The following is a 16041-nucleotide window of genomic DNA, read 5'->3' as shown; positions in this document are numbered from 1 at the left end:
CTTTCCCGTCTTTCCCGTCTTTCCCGTCTTTCCCGTCTTTCCCGTCTTTCCCGTCTTTCCCTATCTTCACGCCATGCTCCGCTCCCTTCGTACGTTACTCCAATATGGGTTTTTCTTTGGGTTGGGACTGCTGTTTGCCTGGCTTACCATTAAGGATATTGACGACCAGCAGTGGCAGGCCATCCGCTATGCCGTTGCCAATGCCCGCCACTGGGTGGTTGTGCCGGTGGTAGGCATGCTGCTGCTGAGCCATTTCAGCCGGGCCCTTCGCTGGAAAATCCTCATGGAGCCACTAGGCTACAAACCTTCCACCTTCAACACATTTGCCGCCGTAATGATCGGCTACCTGGTAAATGCAGGGGTGCCGCGCCTGGGCGAGATTGTTAAATGCACCCTGCTGGCCCGGTATGAAAAGGTACGTGCCGACAAACTTGTGGGTACCATTGTTGTGGAAAGGGCGGTAGATGTGGTTTGCCTGGCCGTGGTTTTCCTGCTGGCCCTGCTGTTTGAGGGCCGCTATATTGGTGATTATGTTGCCGACACTTTTGCCAATTTCTTCGGCAACAAAAGCGGCAGTTTCTCCCTTACCAAGGTAGCCGTGCTTACCGGTGCCCTGATAGCCGTCATCGCATTGGTGATGTGGGTGCTCCGGCGTTTTGCCCATATCAATTTTATTGGCAAGGTCAGGGAAGTCTTCACCGGTATAGGCCAGGGCCTGAGCAGCATCCGGTACGTGAAACACAAAGGCTGGTTTTTATTTCATACCGTACTGATCTGGGGCATGTACCTGCTCAGCACCACGGCGGGTATTTATGCCCTTCAGGAGACGGCCCACCTGGGCCTGGGTGGCGGCCTCACCACCCTGGGTGTGGGCAGTATCGGCATGATCATCACCCCGGGTGGAATTGGCGCTTACCCTTTCCTGGTAGAAAAACTGATGTTGCTCTACCATATTCCCGATGCTACGGGCAAGGCTCTTGGCTGGCTATTGTGGACGGCTCAAACCCTGATCATCCTGCTGGGCGGTATGGTATTCTTTGCCCTCTTTTCTTATTTCAACAAAAACAAAAACACGGAGGCCGCTGGTAGCTGAACACAAAGCAGGGCCTTTACGCCCTCAAGCCCAACATTAAATTTCTGTGGTCTTCAATGCTAAGCACGAATCTTGCATAACTTTCTGATCGAACACCGCAGACTTTATGACCGATCCGAAACGCAAGACCATACCCCGTGATTTAAGCTGGCTTTCTTTCAACGGCCGCGTGCTGCAGGAAGCTGCAGACCGCACCGTGCCGCTCCTGCAACGCATACGTTTCCTAGGCATTTTTTCCAACAACCTGGACGAATTTTTCCGTGTAAGGGTAGCTACCCTTAAGCGCATGATACAGTTTGGCGCCAAGGGCCGCATGCACCATGAGGCCGATGCCGATAATATTCTGCAGGATATCCAGATGACCGTGCTTAACCAGCAAAGCGAGTTCAACCGCATCTGGAGCAGCATCCTGGAGGAACTGCGGTCAGAAAAGATCTTCCTGGTTACCGAAGCGGACCTCAACCCCGAGCAACAGGAATTTGTAACCCGCTACTATGAAGAAGAGGTAAGTTCCAACGTCATTCCCCTGATGATTGAAACCATTCCCGGCGCACCATACCTGCGGGAAAAATCGATCTACCTGGGCGTGGTGATGTGGATGAAGGAAAGTGCACTCCAGCGCAAGTACTCGCTTATAGAAGTGCCCAGCCGCGTGCTTGGTCGGTTCCTGCTCCTGCCCTCACCCGATGGCGAACAGCATATCATTCTTTTGGAGGACGTGATCCGTTTCAACCTCCCGGAGATCTTCTCCTATTTTGGCTACAACCAGTACACCTCGCATGTTTTTAAGGTGACCCGCGATGCCGAAATTGACATTGACAATGATATAGCCACCAGCCTGGTGCAAAAAATTCAGAAAGGACTCAAAAACCGCCGGAAGGGCAAGCCCACCCGTTTTGTTTACGACAAAGAAATGGACCCGGGCCTGCTGGAATTCATGATCCGGAAGCTCAATTTGAGCAAAAGGGACAACCTTATTCCCGGTGGCCGCATCCATAACTTCAGGCATTTCATGGACTTTCCCGGCCATATTTTCAAACAGGAAAGCCGCCGCCGGAAACCATTCGACCATCCCCTGCTTACGGAACGCCGCGTTACCGATGTGGTGATGGAGCGTGACCTGTTGCTCCATTTTCCTTACCAGTCTTTCAACCCCCTGATTGACATGTTGCGGGAAGCGGCCATCGACCCGGGTGTTACCTCCATAAAAATTACCTGCTACCGGGTGGCCAAGCAGTCGAAGGTAATCAATGCCCTGATCAACGCAGTGCGCAATGGCAAACAGGTAACGGTGGTACTGGAGCTGAAAGCCCGCTTTGACGAAGAAGCCAACCTCGAGTGGAAGGAACGCCTGGAGGACGAAGGCGTAAAAGTGCTGATCGGTATACCCAATATGAAGATCCACGCAAAAATCTGCCTGATCCGCAAAAGGCTGGAAAACCGCATCATACAGTATGGTTTTGTCTCTACCGGCAACCTCAATGAAAGCACAGCCAAGGTTTATGCCGACCACTGCCTGCTCACAGCCAACAAGGCCATCATGGCCGATGTAAACCGCATTTTCAATTATATAGAGCATTATAAAACAGGCACCCATTTTCTGAAGGCCTGCACCACCCTGCTGCCCAGCCCTGTATTTGCCCGCAGGGAAGTACTGAAGATGATTGACACGGAGATCAAGAATGCCCGCAAAGGCAAGAAGGCCCTCATCATTGCCAAGATGAACTCGCTCTCCGACGAGGAAATGATTGATGCCCTCACAACGGCGGCCCGTGCTGGTGTAACAATCAAGCTCATCATCCGGGGCATATTCTGTATGTATTCGGAAAACAAGCAGTTTGTGCAACCGGTAAAAGCCATTTCTATAGTAGACGAGTACCTGGAACACGCGAGGGTATGGTATTTTCATTGCGATGGGAAGGAACGTGTGTTTATCTCATCTGCCGACTGGATGACCCGCAACCTCGACCACCGTGTGGAATGCTCCTGTCCTGTTTTGGACCCTGAGTTGAAGCAAGAATTGCTCGACATCCTGGACATACAGTTGCAGGACAATATAAAGGCCCGCATTTTGGACAACAAACTGCAAAACCATTACGTACCTGCCGAAGGGGAAAAACATGTACGTTCGCAAGAAGATACCTATCATTACCTTTTTCAAAAAACCGGAGTAAACCTTGAAGTTAGGAGCCATTGATATCGGAAGTAATGCCATGCGCCTGCTGATCAGCGAAGTGGTAGACGGCCCCGAAGGCCAGCCAGAGTTTGTAAAACAATCCCTGGTGCGGGTACCCATCCGCCTGGGCATGGATGTTTTTGAAATCGGGCGCATCTCGGAAGGCAAGGCAGAAAAGCTGGTGCAAAGCATCCAGGCATATAAGCTGCTGCTTGAGGTGTACGATGTGCCCCATCTGAAAGCATGTGCCACCGCAGCCATGCGCGATGCAGCCAACGGCCCTGAGCTGATTGAAAGGATCAAGCGGGAAACCGGCATCTCCATAGAGATCATCACCGGCCAGCAGGAAGCGGCTTTTATTTACGAGAACCATGTGGCAGAAAACCTGAACAGCGATGAATCCTACCTCTATATAGATGTGGGCGGTGGCAGCACCGAACTTACATTCTTCAGCGATGGTAAACTGGTAGCAAAAGAATCTTTCAACATCGGTACCATCCGCCTGCTAAAAGACCAGGTGGAAGAGTCGGTGTGGAATGAAATGAAGAACTTCATCCGTACCAAAACAAGCGGGTACCATCATATCACGGCCATTGGCTCGGGTGGTAATATCAACAAGGTATTTTCCTTGAGCAAACGCAAGGAAGGCAAACCCCTTACCCTGGAACTGCTCCGCAATTATTATAAAGAATTCAGCTCGCTGAACATGGAACAGCGGCGCACCCTGTACAAGCTCCGCGAAGACCGGGCCGATGTGATTGTGCCCGCCCTGCTTATTTATATTAACGTGATGCGCTGGGCCGATACAGAGGAAATCTTTGTACCCAAAATTGGTTTAGCCGATGGCCTGATCAATATCCTGTACCACGATGTGGTGCGCAAGGCATTAAGTGAATAAGGAAACTTCCTAAACGACTTTTCCAACAGCCTGGCCCGATTGGCTAGGCTGTTCCATTTTAATATACCTGTATTATTTCCGTAAGGTTCCACCAAACATATGTATACCTTACAACAGTTATTCCCAAAAACCACCAATGAATAAGACTGGACCAATTGTGATTATTGAAGATGACCTTGATGATCAGGATGTACTAACCGAAATTTTCAACGAACTGAATTACAGCAATAAAATCATTTTTTTGGTGACAGTTTGCAAGCGCTGAAATACCTGACAGATACGGATATTGAACCATTTCTTGTACTTTCCGATATTAATATGCCCAAGCTTAACGGCATGGAATTAAGGGAGAAAGTCCACAACAATGAAGACCTGAGATTAAAGTCAATCCCCTACCTTTTCTTTTCTACCAGTGCAGAGCAGCGCCATGTGATTGATGCTTACTCCAGGTCCATCCAGGGGTTCTTTGTTAAACCAAGTAATTATGAAAAATTGAAAAAAGTGATTGTCAAAATTGTTGAATACTGGCAGGAGTGCGAATCGCCCAACTATATCAAAAATGCACAGTAGGTATTTATATATCAACTGGGTCCAGGTCTATCAGTAAAAAGAACAAGGCTTAAATAAGTATAAACATGTTGTTGGACTATACCACCCTTACTGTTACCCTGAAAGAAGTGGCCTTTAAAAAAGAGGCGGCCCTTCAAGCCGAGCTCGAACGGATCCTGCAGCAAAACAAGGCTGACCAACCTGCAACTCCTAATAGCCCTGTTAGTAAAGCGACCCATTACTACATGGTTGATCTTAAACCCGAACAGGTAGAACAAATATTAGATATCCTCTTTGAACTGGAGGCAAGCCATGTAGACGAAGACGGTGAGGCCACGCCCACAGGTTCGTTTTATGCTACCCTCGTGGATAAGTGGATGGCACTAAAATATGGTGGTTAAGGCAGGGCCATGGTAACGGCTGCTTTACCCAAGCTTAAACCATACTTTCCGCGCAAACTGCTCTATCCTGCGAACTCCAAACTCCAAACGCCTAACTGCTTACCTTCGCACCATGAGTGTTACCTCCGAAGTAAAGCGCATTACCACCCATACCCTGCAAAAGATGAAACAGCAGGGAGAGAAGATCTCGATGCTCACGGCTTACGATTATTCCTTTGCCCGCATCTTTGATGCTGCCGGAATGGATGTAATACTGGTGGGCGACTCGGCTTCCAACGTGATGGCGGGTCATGAAACAACCCTACCCATCACACTCGACCATATGATCTACCATGCATCTTCGGTGATCAGGGGCGCCAACCGCTGCCTGGTGGTGGTAGACCTCCCATTTGGCTCCTATCAAAGCAATAGCGATATCGCGCTGGCCTCGGCCATCCGCATCATGAAGGAAACAGGAGCCCATGCTATCAAGATCGAAGGTGGCGAAGAAATCCTCGACTCCGTGCGCCGCATTATCTCGGCAGGGGTACCGGTAATGGCCCACCTGGGACTGACACCGCAATCCATTTATAAATTCGGCACTTACAGTGTGCGTGCCCGTGAAGAAGCCGAAGCGGAGAAATTGAAAAAGGACGCACTCCTTTTACAGGAGGCCGGCTGCTTTGCCGTGGTACTGGAAAAAATCCCTGCTACCCTCGCTAAGGAAGTTTCCGAAAGCCTCACCATTCCCACCATTGGCATTGGCGCCGGCCCGCATTGCGATGGCCAGGTGCTGGTGATGCACGATATGCTGGGCATCAATACCGAATTTAAACCCCGCTTCCTGCGCAAATACCTCAACCTCCACGAGCAGATCACACAGGCTGCACAGCAGTACATCAAGGATGTAAGGAGCAATGATTTTCCTTCCATGGCGGAGTCGTACTAAAACCAGAACCGCAAATTTGTATGTTTAGATATGATTTTTATGACTTCAGTGGGGTTGGCTGCTGCAAACGAAATAGCATTTAAGCTTTGGTGATCAGGATTTAGGTATATAGATACTTTGCTTTATTAAGCATAAATGAAACAGTCTTATTCAAAAATGAATAGGACTGTTTCATTTATGCTTAATGCCCGTCAATGCAGCATGTAAAATCCCATCAAATTTTTCCGCAAAGTACCAAGGGTACAAAACCATTTGGCAACACCAAATTCTTTCAAATCATTTCTAATCATGCAAATCTGCGGTTCCGCTTTACCTTTGCCCCCACTTTGAAAAAAACCAACAAGCTTATCATGAAAAAAACCACGGTTGTAAGCCTGGCTTTGCTGGGTACACTCACCTTGCAGGCCCAAAGCCAGCAGGTGGACCTGGACCCGGTAACGGTTACCTCCTCGTTGAATGCCATTAAATCATCGCGTACAGGCCGGAACCTGGTCATCATCAAAGGCGAACAGTTTGCTCAGTTGCCTGTCAACTCCATCGACGAACTGCTCCGTTATATTCCCGGCGTAGAAGTACAGGCCCGCGGTCCGCAGGGTGCACAAAGTGATATCGTACTGCGCGGCGGCACCTTTCAGCAGGTGCTGGTAGTGGTGGATGGTCTTCGCCTCAACGACCCCAACACCGGTCACTTCTCGTCCTATATACCTATTGCGCCATCTGAAATTGAGCGCATTGAAGTATTAAAAGGTGCTTCTTCCGCCATCTATGGCTCGGATGCAGTGGGCGGGGTGATCCACATCATCACCAAAACGTTTGCTTCCCGTGGCGAACGCCGCCAGATCAGCGGGCAGATTGGCGTGGGCGAATATGGCCTGGTAAACGGCCAGGCAGGTGGCTTTTACAGCAATGGCAAAACCAGCTTTGGCGCCGGCATGATCTCCAACAACAGCAACGGGCAGCTGCAGCGCGGCACCCGCGGTTATTTCCACAACAATACTGTTTCGGTTTCTGCTGCCCAGCATATCAACGACAACCTGCAGGTAGGCATCCGCTCTTCCTTCGACCACCGCGACTTTGCCGCGCAGAATTTCTATACCACTTTTGCTTCCGATACTGCGTCGGAGACGGTGAGCACTTTTTGGAACCAGGCTTCTGTGAACTACCAGAAAAACCGCGGGAAGCTCAGTGCCAATATCGGGTACAAGTCGGTGGAAGATGAATATTATTTCAACCCGGTTTCCATTCCCAACAACAATAAATCAAAACTGTTCCAGGCCATTGCCGCCTACGAACACCGCATTGGCGAAAACTCCTACCTCACCGGTGGCGGCCAGTTTCAAAACCGTAAGATTGCTTCCAACGACCGCGGCAACCATACGGTTAAACAGGCTGCCGGCTTCCTGGTACTGAACCAGTCCATTGGCGAGGGCTTTCGGTTTAACCCGGCCATCAGGGTAGATTGGGACGAACGTGCCGGCACAGAGCTGGTGCCCCAAATGGCGCTCTCCTATCGTAAAGGAATGGTGCAACTGCGTGGCGCTGCAGGCAAAACCATCCGCCATGCTGATTTCACCGAGCGGTACAACAACTACAACAAAGCCCTTGTTACCCGTGGTTCCATCGGCAACCCCGACCTGAAGGCCGAGCGGTCGTTTAGCTACGAACTGGGTGCCGACCTTTATGCATCGAACAACCTGCGGGTAGCGGCAACCTATTTTCAGCGCAACCACAACGACCTGATTGATTTTGTGACCACGCCTTACAGCGATATGCCCCGCAAAACCAACATTGTACCCACAGGTACTTACGCCCTGGCAAGGAATGTTTCGGAAGTAACCACCCGCGGTTTTGAAACAGACCTGGTGTTTCAAAAAGCCCTTGCCCCTGCACAAAACCTGTTGTTGATGGCCGGCCTGGTGTGGCTGGACTCGCAAACAGATGAAACCCGCGACATGTTTTATGTGCGCTCCCACGCCAAATTCATGACCAACTTCAATGTCCGGTATGCCTATAAAGGCTTTGCAGTTGCCGCCAACGGCATCTATAAAAACCGCGCACCACGTAAGGCTGCGGCCATCAATGCCGAAGTCACTAAAGAATACTTCGTGCTGAATTTGGTGGCGGAAGCGGCCGTTTACCGCCAGCAGGTACGCCTTTTTGTTCAGGCCGACAATATCCTCAACACCCGCTACAGCGACCTGCTGGGATCGGTAATGCCCGGCACCTGGGTGATGGGTGGAGTGAAAGTGAACTGGAGCAAGTAGAAATTGAAGGTTCTAAGAATTTAGGGTTTGGTTCGAAAGGGCCAAACCCTTTTTCGTGGGATGCTATCCGTTTTAGTATTTGCGGACGGCATGGGTTGATTGCGCCTGTCTGCAATGGAATGGTTGCATATTGTAAGGATTATAAACTTAAACACACGCATTCCGGTCAATTCTCTTTTATTGAAAAAATATAAAGCAGTTCCCTCCTCTTTGCCTAAACCTTAACCTCATCTTCCGCCACCATGCTATGCCGTCTTAATCTTGTCACTTTCCCTTAATCTTGTAACCACAAATAGCTTGCAATGGAGGATATTCTCAACCAGCTTGGCATCAGGAGCCAAAACCACGGAACAGCAACAGGCACCAATTGGGTGGAAAGCAGTGGACATACCATTGCTTCTTTTTCACCGGTAGACAATAAACAACTGGCCACGGTAATTACTACCGATGAGGCCGCTTATGAAAAAGCCATCACCACGACGCAACAGGGGTTCCTGGAATGGCGGATGTGGCCCTCACCCAAACGCGGCGAGGTAGTGCGGCAGTTGGGCGATGCCCTTCGTGAAAAGAAAGAAGCCTTGGGCAAACTGGTGTCCTATGAGATGGGCAAAAGCCTGCAGGAAGGTTTGGGCGAAGTACAGGAAATGATCGATATCTGCGACTTTGCACTTGGCCTCAGCCGACAGTTGCATGGCCTCACCATGCACAGCGAGCGCCCCGGCCACCGCATGTACGAACAGTGGCACCCGCTGGGCATCGTAGGCATTATTTCGGCCTTCAACTTTCCGGTAGCGGTATGGAGCTGGAACGCTGCCCTTGCCTGGGTTTGTGGTGATGTATGTATATGGAAGCCATCGGAAAAAACTCCGCTTTGTGCCCTTGCCTGCCAGAATATTGTTTCGGAAGTGTTTGCCCGCAATGGGGTCCCCGAAGGGGTATCCACCCTTGTAATTGGCGAGCGGGACCTGGGCGAACGCATTTCGGCAGACAACCGCATCCCGCTGGTTTCGGCTACGGGCAGTACCCGCATGGGTAAAGCCGTCGGTGCTGCTGTTGGCGCCCGCCTGGGCCGCTCCCTGCTGGAGTTGGGTGGCAACAATGCCATCATCATCACCCCTGATGCCGACCTCAAAATAGCCATCACTGCCTGTATGTTCGGTGCTGTGGGTACGGCTGGGCAGCGCTGTACCACTACCCGCCGCCTCATTATTCACAACAGCATTTACGATACGTTTAAAGAAAAGCTGGTAGCAGCTTATGGGCAACTGCGCATTGGCAATCCCCTGGATGCAGCCAACCATGTAGGCCCCTTGATTGATACCGATGCGGTTTCCCACTACCTGGCTGCCATTGAGCAGTCGAAAAAGGAAGGCGGCCATTTTATCGTTGAAGGCGGGGTGCTGGAAGGTGCCGGATACGAAAGCGGCTGTTATGTCAAGCCCTGTATTGCCGAAGCCGAACCCCACCACAGCATGGTGCAGCACGAAACTTTTGCACCGATTCTTTATTTGATGCGGTATCACACCTTCGAGGAAGCCATCGCCATCCAGAACGGTGTGCCGCAGGGGCTGTCATCTGCAATCATGACGCTTAATTTGCGGGAAGCCGAACAATTTTTGTCCCATGCAGGTTCTGATTGCGGCATCGCCAATGTCAACATCGGCACGTCGGGTGCGGAAATCGGCGGCGCTTTTGGCGGAGAAAAAGAAACCGGCGGTGGCCGCGAAAGTGGTTCGGATGCATGGCGGGTGTATATGCGCAGGCAAACCAACACCATCAACTACAGCAACCAGTTGCCACTGGCCCAGGGTATTAAATTTGACTTGTAAAGGCAACACCCAACAGGTCTTGGAGACCTGTTGGGTGTTGCCCAACGCTAAAAACCGTTAAAAACTGACCTAACCCGCCGACCGTTTATCCTTTTCACATAATTCTATGAGCCACCGGGTTTATTTTTACCATTCGCCCTTAAAAGGCTTAAACAAGTTTACATGAATCATACAATGAAACACCTTGCGGTTGCTGCCCTTCTGGCTGGTACCACCCTTTCGGCAGGTGCACAAACCGCTACCCGGGAAAGCGTTCCCAAAGGCTGGCACACCCGCGACTTGCAGACCGATGGCCTCTATGGCATCAGCGTTGACAAGGCTTATGATTTTTTAAAGAATAAGAAAAGTACCCCTGTTATTGTAGCCGTTATCGACTCGGGTATTGATACTGCTCACGAAGACCTTCGCCCCGTGCTGTGGCGCAATGCCAAAGAAATTCCCGGTAACGGTAAAGACGATGATGGCAACGGCTATGTAGATGACATTTATGGCTGGAACTTCCTGGGAGGCAAAGACGGCCGCAATGTGGGCAAGGACTCCGATGAGGCTTCCCGCGTTTACCACAAGTACAAAGACCGTTTTGAAAAGCTCACCGATTCCGCTTCGCTGAGCAGCATTGACCGTTTTCACTATGCCAGCTGGAAAAGAGCCAAGGAGCAGGTGGCAGGCGGCGAGCCTACCGATGCCATGCAGATGATGATGCTCCGCCGCACCTTCCAAATGGTGAGCAAGGGCGATTCCCTGCTGCAGAAAGGCATCGGCAAAGCTACCTACACCGGTAAGGAACTGGATGAATACAAACCCGATTCGGAAGAACTGCGCCGTTCGCGCCAGGCATTCCTCTACTTCTTTACGGCCAACAACCTGATGGAAATGTCCAATAAGGAGTTGCTGGAAGAGTTCAAAGCGGAGATTGATAAGGAAGAAGCAAAAGCCGAGGCAGGCACCAAGGCGCCGAAAGCTTACCGCGCCGAAATTGTAAAAGACAACTACGAAGACATCAACGACCGCTATTATGGTAATGCCGATGTGATGGCTTCCGACTCAAGGCATGGCACCCACGTATCCGGTATCATTGGCGCGGTACGCAACAATGGTAAAGGTATGGACGGTGTTGCCGACAACGTGAAGATCATGATGGTGCGCGCCGTGCCCGATGGTGACGAACATGACAAAGATGTGGCACTGGCCATCCGTTACGCGGTGGACAATGGCGCCAAGGTGATCAACATGAGCTTTGGTAAAGGTTACTCACCCGAAAAAAATTGGGTGGATGATGCCGTGAAATATGCCGCATCCAAGGGTGTACTGCTGGTACATGCTGCAGGTAATGATGGCGAAAACCTGGATAAGGAATTCAATTATCCCAGCAGCATGTTACTCGATAGCAGCTATGCTCCCAACTGGATCACTGTTGGCGCCAGCGGCGACCCCAAAGGTGGCGGCCTGGTAGCTTATTTCTCCAATTTTGGTAAAAAAGAAGTAGACCTTTTTGCTCCCGGTGTAGCCATTTACGCTACCCTGCCTGGCGGCAACAAATACGGCAATCTCCAGGGCACATCCATGGCATCGCCCGTTGTAGCCGGTGTAGCTGCACTGGTAAAATCATATTATCCATCGCTTACGCCTCAGCAGATCAAGTATGTGCTGGAAAACAGTGTGACCAAGCCTGCCATTGAAGGTAAAAACCCCGAAACGCAGCAAGCTGCTCCGCTCAGCGAGTTGAGTGTAACAGGAGGCGTGATAAACGCTTACGAAGCAGTACGCCTGGCCGACCAGGTGAGCAGCGGAAAAGTTAGCGTTCCCGGCAATACAGCTAATGGTAAAAAGGCTTTCTAAGATGATGAGTAAGGAATGATGAATGATGAGTAATTAAGAGCAGTTACGCTTTCGTAACCCGTTAATTGGCTCCGTCTCACAATTTATTCCTCATAACCCATTCCTTATTTCTGTCAATATTTAGCCCCGGCTTTGGCCGGGGTTCTTTATTTTGAACCAAATTTCCTGTATGGCCTATATCGATTTTGACCGGGTCCCGCCATTTTACCACAAATACCTGCAACAGGTAGCGCAGTATAGCCTGGAGGCAGCGCTACAACACTATGCCATTGAATTGTCTTCCTTGCTGGAAGCTATTCCTGAAAGTCGCTGGAATTACCGTTATGCGCCGGGCAAATGGAGCATCAAGGAAGTGGTACAGCATATTACCGATACGGAAAGAATCTTTGCCTACCGTGCCCTTTGCTTTGCACGGGGCGAAAAACAAAGCCTGCCTGGTTTTGATGAAAACGAATACGCACAAAATGCCAGTGCCGACTACCGCAGCAAGCAAAGCCTGCTGGATGAATTTGCCGCTGTGCACCGCAGCACCCGATTCCTTTTTGACAGCTTTACCCAACAGCAGTTGGAGACTTCGGGAGTAGCCAATGGCAACCTGGTTTATGTTGCCGGCATCGGGTTTACCATTGCTGGTCATGCATTGCACCACCTGCAGATACTTAAAGAACGCTACCTCCAACCCGAAACGGTTTGATACCCCAAAAACAAAGCAGTGAAACCTTTTCTTTTTTCTTTATTGATGTTACCGCTGGCAGCTTCCCAGTGCCAGAAGAAATCTGACCCGGCAAAAGCAACCAAACCCGAGCAGCATACTGTTGTGCCCCTGATACAGGAAGCTTCAGGCATTGCCGATAGCAAAAGCCGCCCGGGCAACCTTTGGGTAATTGAAGACGGTGGAAATCCAGCCCAACTCATTGTGCTGGGTCATGATGGAAAAGTAAAGGAAAAAATACCCATTGCAAGCGCAACCAACCGCGACTGGGAAGACCTGGTGTTGGCCGGCAACCAGTTGTTTATCGGAGAAATTGGCGACAACGATGCCGCGCATAACAATTATACCTTGTACCGTTTTCCCGAACCTGAAGCAGGCGCCAGCACGGTACCCCAGGTTGCAGCCATCCGCTTCCGCTATGCCGACCAGGCACATGATGCCGAGGCTTTCCTGGTCGACCCTGATTCCGGTGATATTTTCCTCATTACCAAAAGGGACAGCCAAAGCAAAATTTTTCGCCTGGCAGCAAACTATAGCCTCAGCCAGCAAAATATTGCGGCCGAAGCAGGCATATTGCCTTACAACGGCGTGGTGAGTGCATGTCTTGCTCCGGATGGGAAAAGCGTAATTGTAAAAACCTATAATAAAATTTACCGCTATTCGCGTGCAACAGGCGAAAGTATTGCCGCTGCACTCAAGACCTCGCCAACAGAACTGCCCTACGAACAGGAACCCCAGGGTGAGGCCATATGCTTCCGGCAGGATGGCAAAGGCTATTTTACCTTGAGTGAAAAATTGATTGGCAACGATGTTTTCCTTTACTATTATCAACTGAAATAGCCGCTGCAGGCAGGACACCTCAAAACCAGTATAAAGGCTATACTAGCTAATTCTACCCTATCCATTGCTATTTCGTCTTACTCATTCAGGCATTATCATAGTTCATAAAAAAAGCCACCCCAAGAGGTGGCTTTTTATTTATTCATTCAAAAACCTTAGAAAGCTTTTGCTTCTTTCTCCTTTTTGGGCTGACCGCTGCGGGCCATGGCCTGCTGGTTGCGGATATCGCCTACCACTTTTACAGCCTGGTCCAGATAAATATCGCGGCTCAGGTTTTTCAGCCACTGTGCATAGCGCTCCGAGCGGTCTTTATCGGCAGTGAAACGCTCTTTATCCTGTGCGAGGTAAGAGATATTCAATGCACTGGCCTGGGGCAGTTTCAGCAGGCTATCCAGCTGTTGCACTTTAGCCTTCAGCACCTTTTGTTCCGAGCGGTACTTTTCAATGTTGAGGGGGTATTCCTTATCATTTTGCTTGCTCATCCACTCCGTTGTTTGCTTAATGGTTTGGAAGGCAGGCAAAGTATTTACCCGTGCGTTGCTTAGGTTTTTGATGGTACTCAGGTCATAATCGCCATTCCAGGTACGATAGTTTGCCTTGGTAATTTCATCCCAAGCAAGGGCATTGGTATTGTCTTTCTCGCGGAAACGCAGGTACTCGTACTGGTCGGGAAGCACCACATCGGGCACGACACCTTTCAGCTGGGTAGAACCACCATTTACACGATAGAACTTCTGGAGGGTAAGTTTCACACTGCCCAGTTCGGAGTTCTGGTTCATGAAGTTTTCAGGATCCAAACCAATGCTGCGCTGCACCGTGCCTTTGCCATAGGTGCTGGTACTGCCAATCACCACACCGCGACCATAGTCCTGAATAGCGGCAGCAAAGATCTCCGAGGCCGAAGCACTGAATTCATTTACCATCACCGCCAGCGGGCCATCATACAACACCGCACCATCCTTATCGCGCATAACGGTAGGTTTGCCTTCGCGGTCTTTAACCTGCACAATGGGACCTTCGTCGATGAACAGGCCTGCCATCTGTACCACGTCGTAGAGCGAACCGCCGCCATTATTCCGCAGGTCGATTACAATACCATCTACCTTGGCTGTTTTCAATTTCATTACCTCTTTGGCTACATCCACTGCACTGCGGCTGCCATTGGGGTCGTTGAAGTTGGCGTAAAATTCAGGTAAGAATATGTAGCCGATCTTGCCACCGGGACCATTATCAATTACAGCACTGCGTGCAAATACTTCGTCCTGTACGATCTTCTCCCGAACCAGGGCAATTGTTTCCTGTGTGCCGTCTTTTTTCTTAAGGGTGAGCCTTACTTCCGAACCCTGCTTGCCACGAATCAGTTTTACTGCATCCTCAACTGCAAAGCCGGTGAGTTCTGCAGGGGTACCTTCACCCTGGGCTACTTTCATAACCACATCGCCCACTTCAATTTTTTGCGATTTCCAGGCGGGACTGCCGGTAATCAGGCTGGCGATTTTGATGTTGCCGTCATCGTACTGCAGCGAAGCGCCAATACCGTAAAATTCACCACTCAGCTGCTCATCAAAATAACGCTTGTCGGCAGGCGGGAAGAACTCTGTATAAGGGTCCATCAACTGCGTAACGGTGTTTACATAAACAGCAAACTTATCATCGTCGTTGAACTTGTAACGGTAGCGCTCAAAAGTGCGGTTCATAGCCCTTACCACTTTATCGCGGGCTTCTTTTTCCAGTTGGGCGTCTGTTTTCTTTGCGGTGCTGTCTTTCGCCTTCTCGCGCAGGTCCTGAAGCTCAACAAAGCGTTCCAGCGTCATATACTTCAGGCGTTTGCGCCAGGAGTCAATGCGTTGGGCCTGGTTGCTGGGGAAGTTGAGTTTCTTGGTATCAGTGACAATACTTTCCTCCTTGGTAAAGTCGAAAGGTTTTGCCAGCAGGTCCTTGGTGATTTGTTCGGCTTCGCCGATACGCTTGTTGAAAACTTTTGAAACCTCAAGAAAGAAACTTACAGGAGCGCCCTTGATCTCATCATCCAGTTTAGAATCAAAACGACGCAGGGATTCCACATCTTCCTGCATCAGGATATTCTTTTCGGGGTCCAGTTCTTCAAAATATTTCTGAAACACCTGCTTGGAGAATTTGTCGTCGATGGCTTTGGGCTGGTAGTGACCCTGTGCCAGCATCTCTCCAATGCTTTGCAGGATGCGTTCGTATTTGGAGGGCGGATCGGTTTTGCCGGTGGTGCCCAGGGAACGAAAGGCCAGGAAAATGCCAGCGGCCAGCATCAGCAGCACTAAGGGTAATCTCTTCATGTTTGTTAGGTATTTGATTGCCTGGGGCATATGTCTCAAATTTAGGGCAAAAAATAGCGATTGCAGAATGGGCATTCCCGTTTAACAAACGTTTTTGATGAGCGGAAAATGCAAATAAGGTTTAAACAACAAGTTTCCGGAAGGATGGATTCTAATACCTGATGCAAATAATGAACCTGCCTGTACTAAAGAATGGATAATAA

Annotated in this window: 12 protein-coding genes; 11 read left to right on the top strand and 1 reads right to left on the bottom strand. The window is 50.1% G+C overall.

The features are described 5' to 3' along the window. Window positions 1–73: 73 nt before the first annotated feature. The 11 genes from BUE76_RS12030 to BUE76_RS11980 all read left to right on the top strand — a co-directional run bounded on the left by BUE76_RS12030 (window position 74) and on the right by BUE76_RS11980 (window position 13529). Window positions 74–1093, top strand: a complete 1020-nt coding sequence (locus BUE76_RS12030) for a lysylphosphatidylglycerol synthase transmembrane domain-containing protein (RefSeq protein WP_083596351.1) — start codon at window positions 74–76, stop codon at window positions 1091–1093. A 106-nt stretch (window positions 1094–1199) separates the two neighbouring features. Continuing rightward, window positions 1200–3290: a polyphosphate kinase 1 gene (gene ppk1, locus BUE76_RS12025; protein WP_073040096.1), complete on the top strand. Its 2091-nt coding sequence runs from the start codon at window positions 1200–1202 to the stop codon at window positions 3288–3290. Beyond that, the gene (locus BUE76_RS12020; protein ID WP_073040098.1) at window positions 3271–4167 is read left to right on the top strand and encodes a Ppx/GppA phosphatase family protein; all 897 of its coding nucleotides are present in this window, start codon (window positions 3271–3273) and stop codon (window positions 4165–4167) included. The genes ppk1 and BUE76_RS12020 overlap by 20 nt, the downstream gene beginning before the upstream one ends. Before the next feature lie 252 nt (window positions 4168–4419). Then, window positions 4420–4737 (top strand): response regulator, encoded by a 318-nt coding sequence (locus BUE76_RS12015; RefSeq protein WP_245798299.1) that lies wholly within the window; start codon window positions 4420–4422, stop codon window positions 4735–4737. 65 nt (window positions 4738–4802) lie between these two features. Then, the gene (locus BUE76_RS12010) at window positions 4803–5117 is read left to right on the top strand and encodes a hypothetical protein (RefSeq protein WP_073040100.1); all 315 of its coding nucleotides are present in this window, start codon (window positions 4803–4805) and stop codon (window positions 5115–5117) included. A 112-nt stretch (window positions 5118–5229) separates the two neighbouring features. Beyond that, window positions 5230–6045: a 3-methyl-2-oxobutanoate hydroxymethyltransferase gene (gene panB / locus BUE76_RS12005; RefSeq protein WP_073040102.1), complete on the top strand. Its 816-nt coding sequence runs from the start codon at window positions 5230–5232 to the stop codon at window positions 6043–6045. Between the two features lie 350 nt (window positions 6046–6395). After that, window positions 6396–8309: a TonB-dependent receptor plug domain-containing protein gene (locus tag BUE76_RS12000; protein WP_073040350.1), complete on the top strand. Its 1914-nt coding sequence runs from the start codon at window positions 6396–6398 to the stop codon at window positions 8307–8309. 302 nt (window positions 8310–8611) lie between these two features. Beyond that, a complete protein-coding gene (amaB, locus tag BUE76_RS11995; protein WP_073040104.1) occupies window positions 8612–10138 on the top strand; it encodes an L-piperidine-6-carboxylate dehydrogenase in 1527 nt (508 codons plus the stop codon). Between the two features lie 162 nt (window positions 10139–10300). Further along, window positions 10301–11977, top strand: coding sequence for a S8 family peptidase (locus BUE76_RS11990; protein ID WP_083596352.1), 1677 nt, complete (start codon window positions 10301–10303; stop codon window positions 11975–11977). A 169-nt stretch (window positions 11978–12146) separates the two neighbouring features. After that, window positions 12147–12671: a DinB family protein gene (locus BUE76_RS11985; protein WP_073040106.1), complete on the top strand. Its 525-nt coding sequence runs from the start codon at window positions 12147–12149 to the stop codon at window positions 12669–12671. Between the two features lie 18 nt (window positions 12672–12689). Then, window positions 12690–13529, top strand: coding sequence for an SdiA-regulated/phytase-like domain-containing protein (locus tag BUE76_RS11980; RefSeq protein WP_143157196.1), 840 nt, complete (start codon window positions 12690–12692; stop codon window positions 13527–13529). Between the two features lie 155 nt (window positions 13530–13684). Here the strand turns inward: BUE76_RS11980 and BUE76_RS11975 are convergent, their stop codons facing one another. Then, window positions 13685–15838, bottom strand: coding sequence for a carboxy terminal-processing peptidase (locus BUE76_RS11975; RefSeq protein WP_073040355.1), 2154 nt, complete (start codon window positions 15836–15838; stop codon window positions 13685–13687). Window positions 15839–16041: the final 203 nt, after the last annotated feature.

Origin of the sequence: Cnuella takakiae (assembly GCF_001953305.1) — a bacterium.
In the GTDB taxonomy this organism is placed as follows: domain Bacteria; phylum Bacteroidota; class Bacteroidia; order Chitinophagales; family Chitinophagaceae; genus Flavisolibacter; species Flavisolibacter takakiae.
Note: the sequence above shows the minus strand (reverse complement) of the source record. Positions and strands in the feature narration are given on the sequence as shown.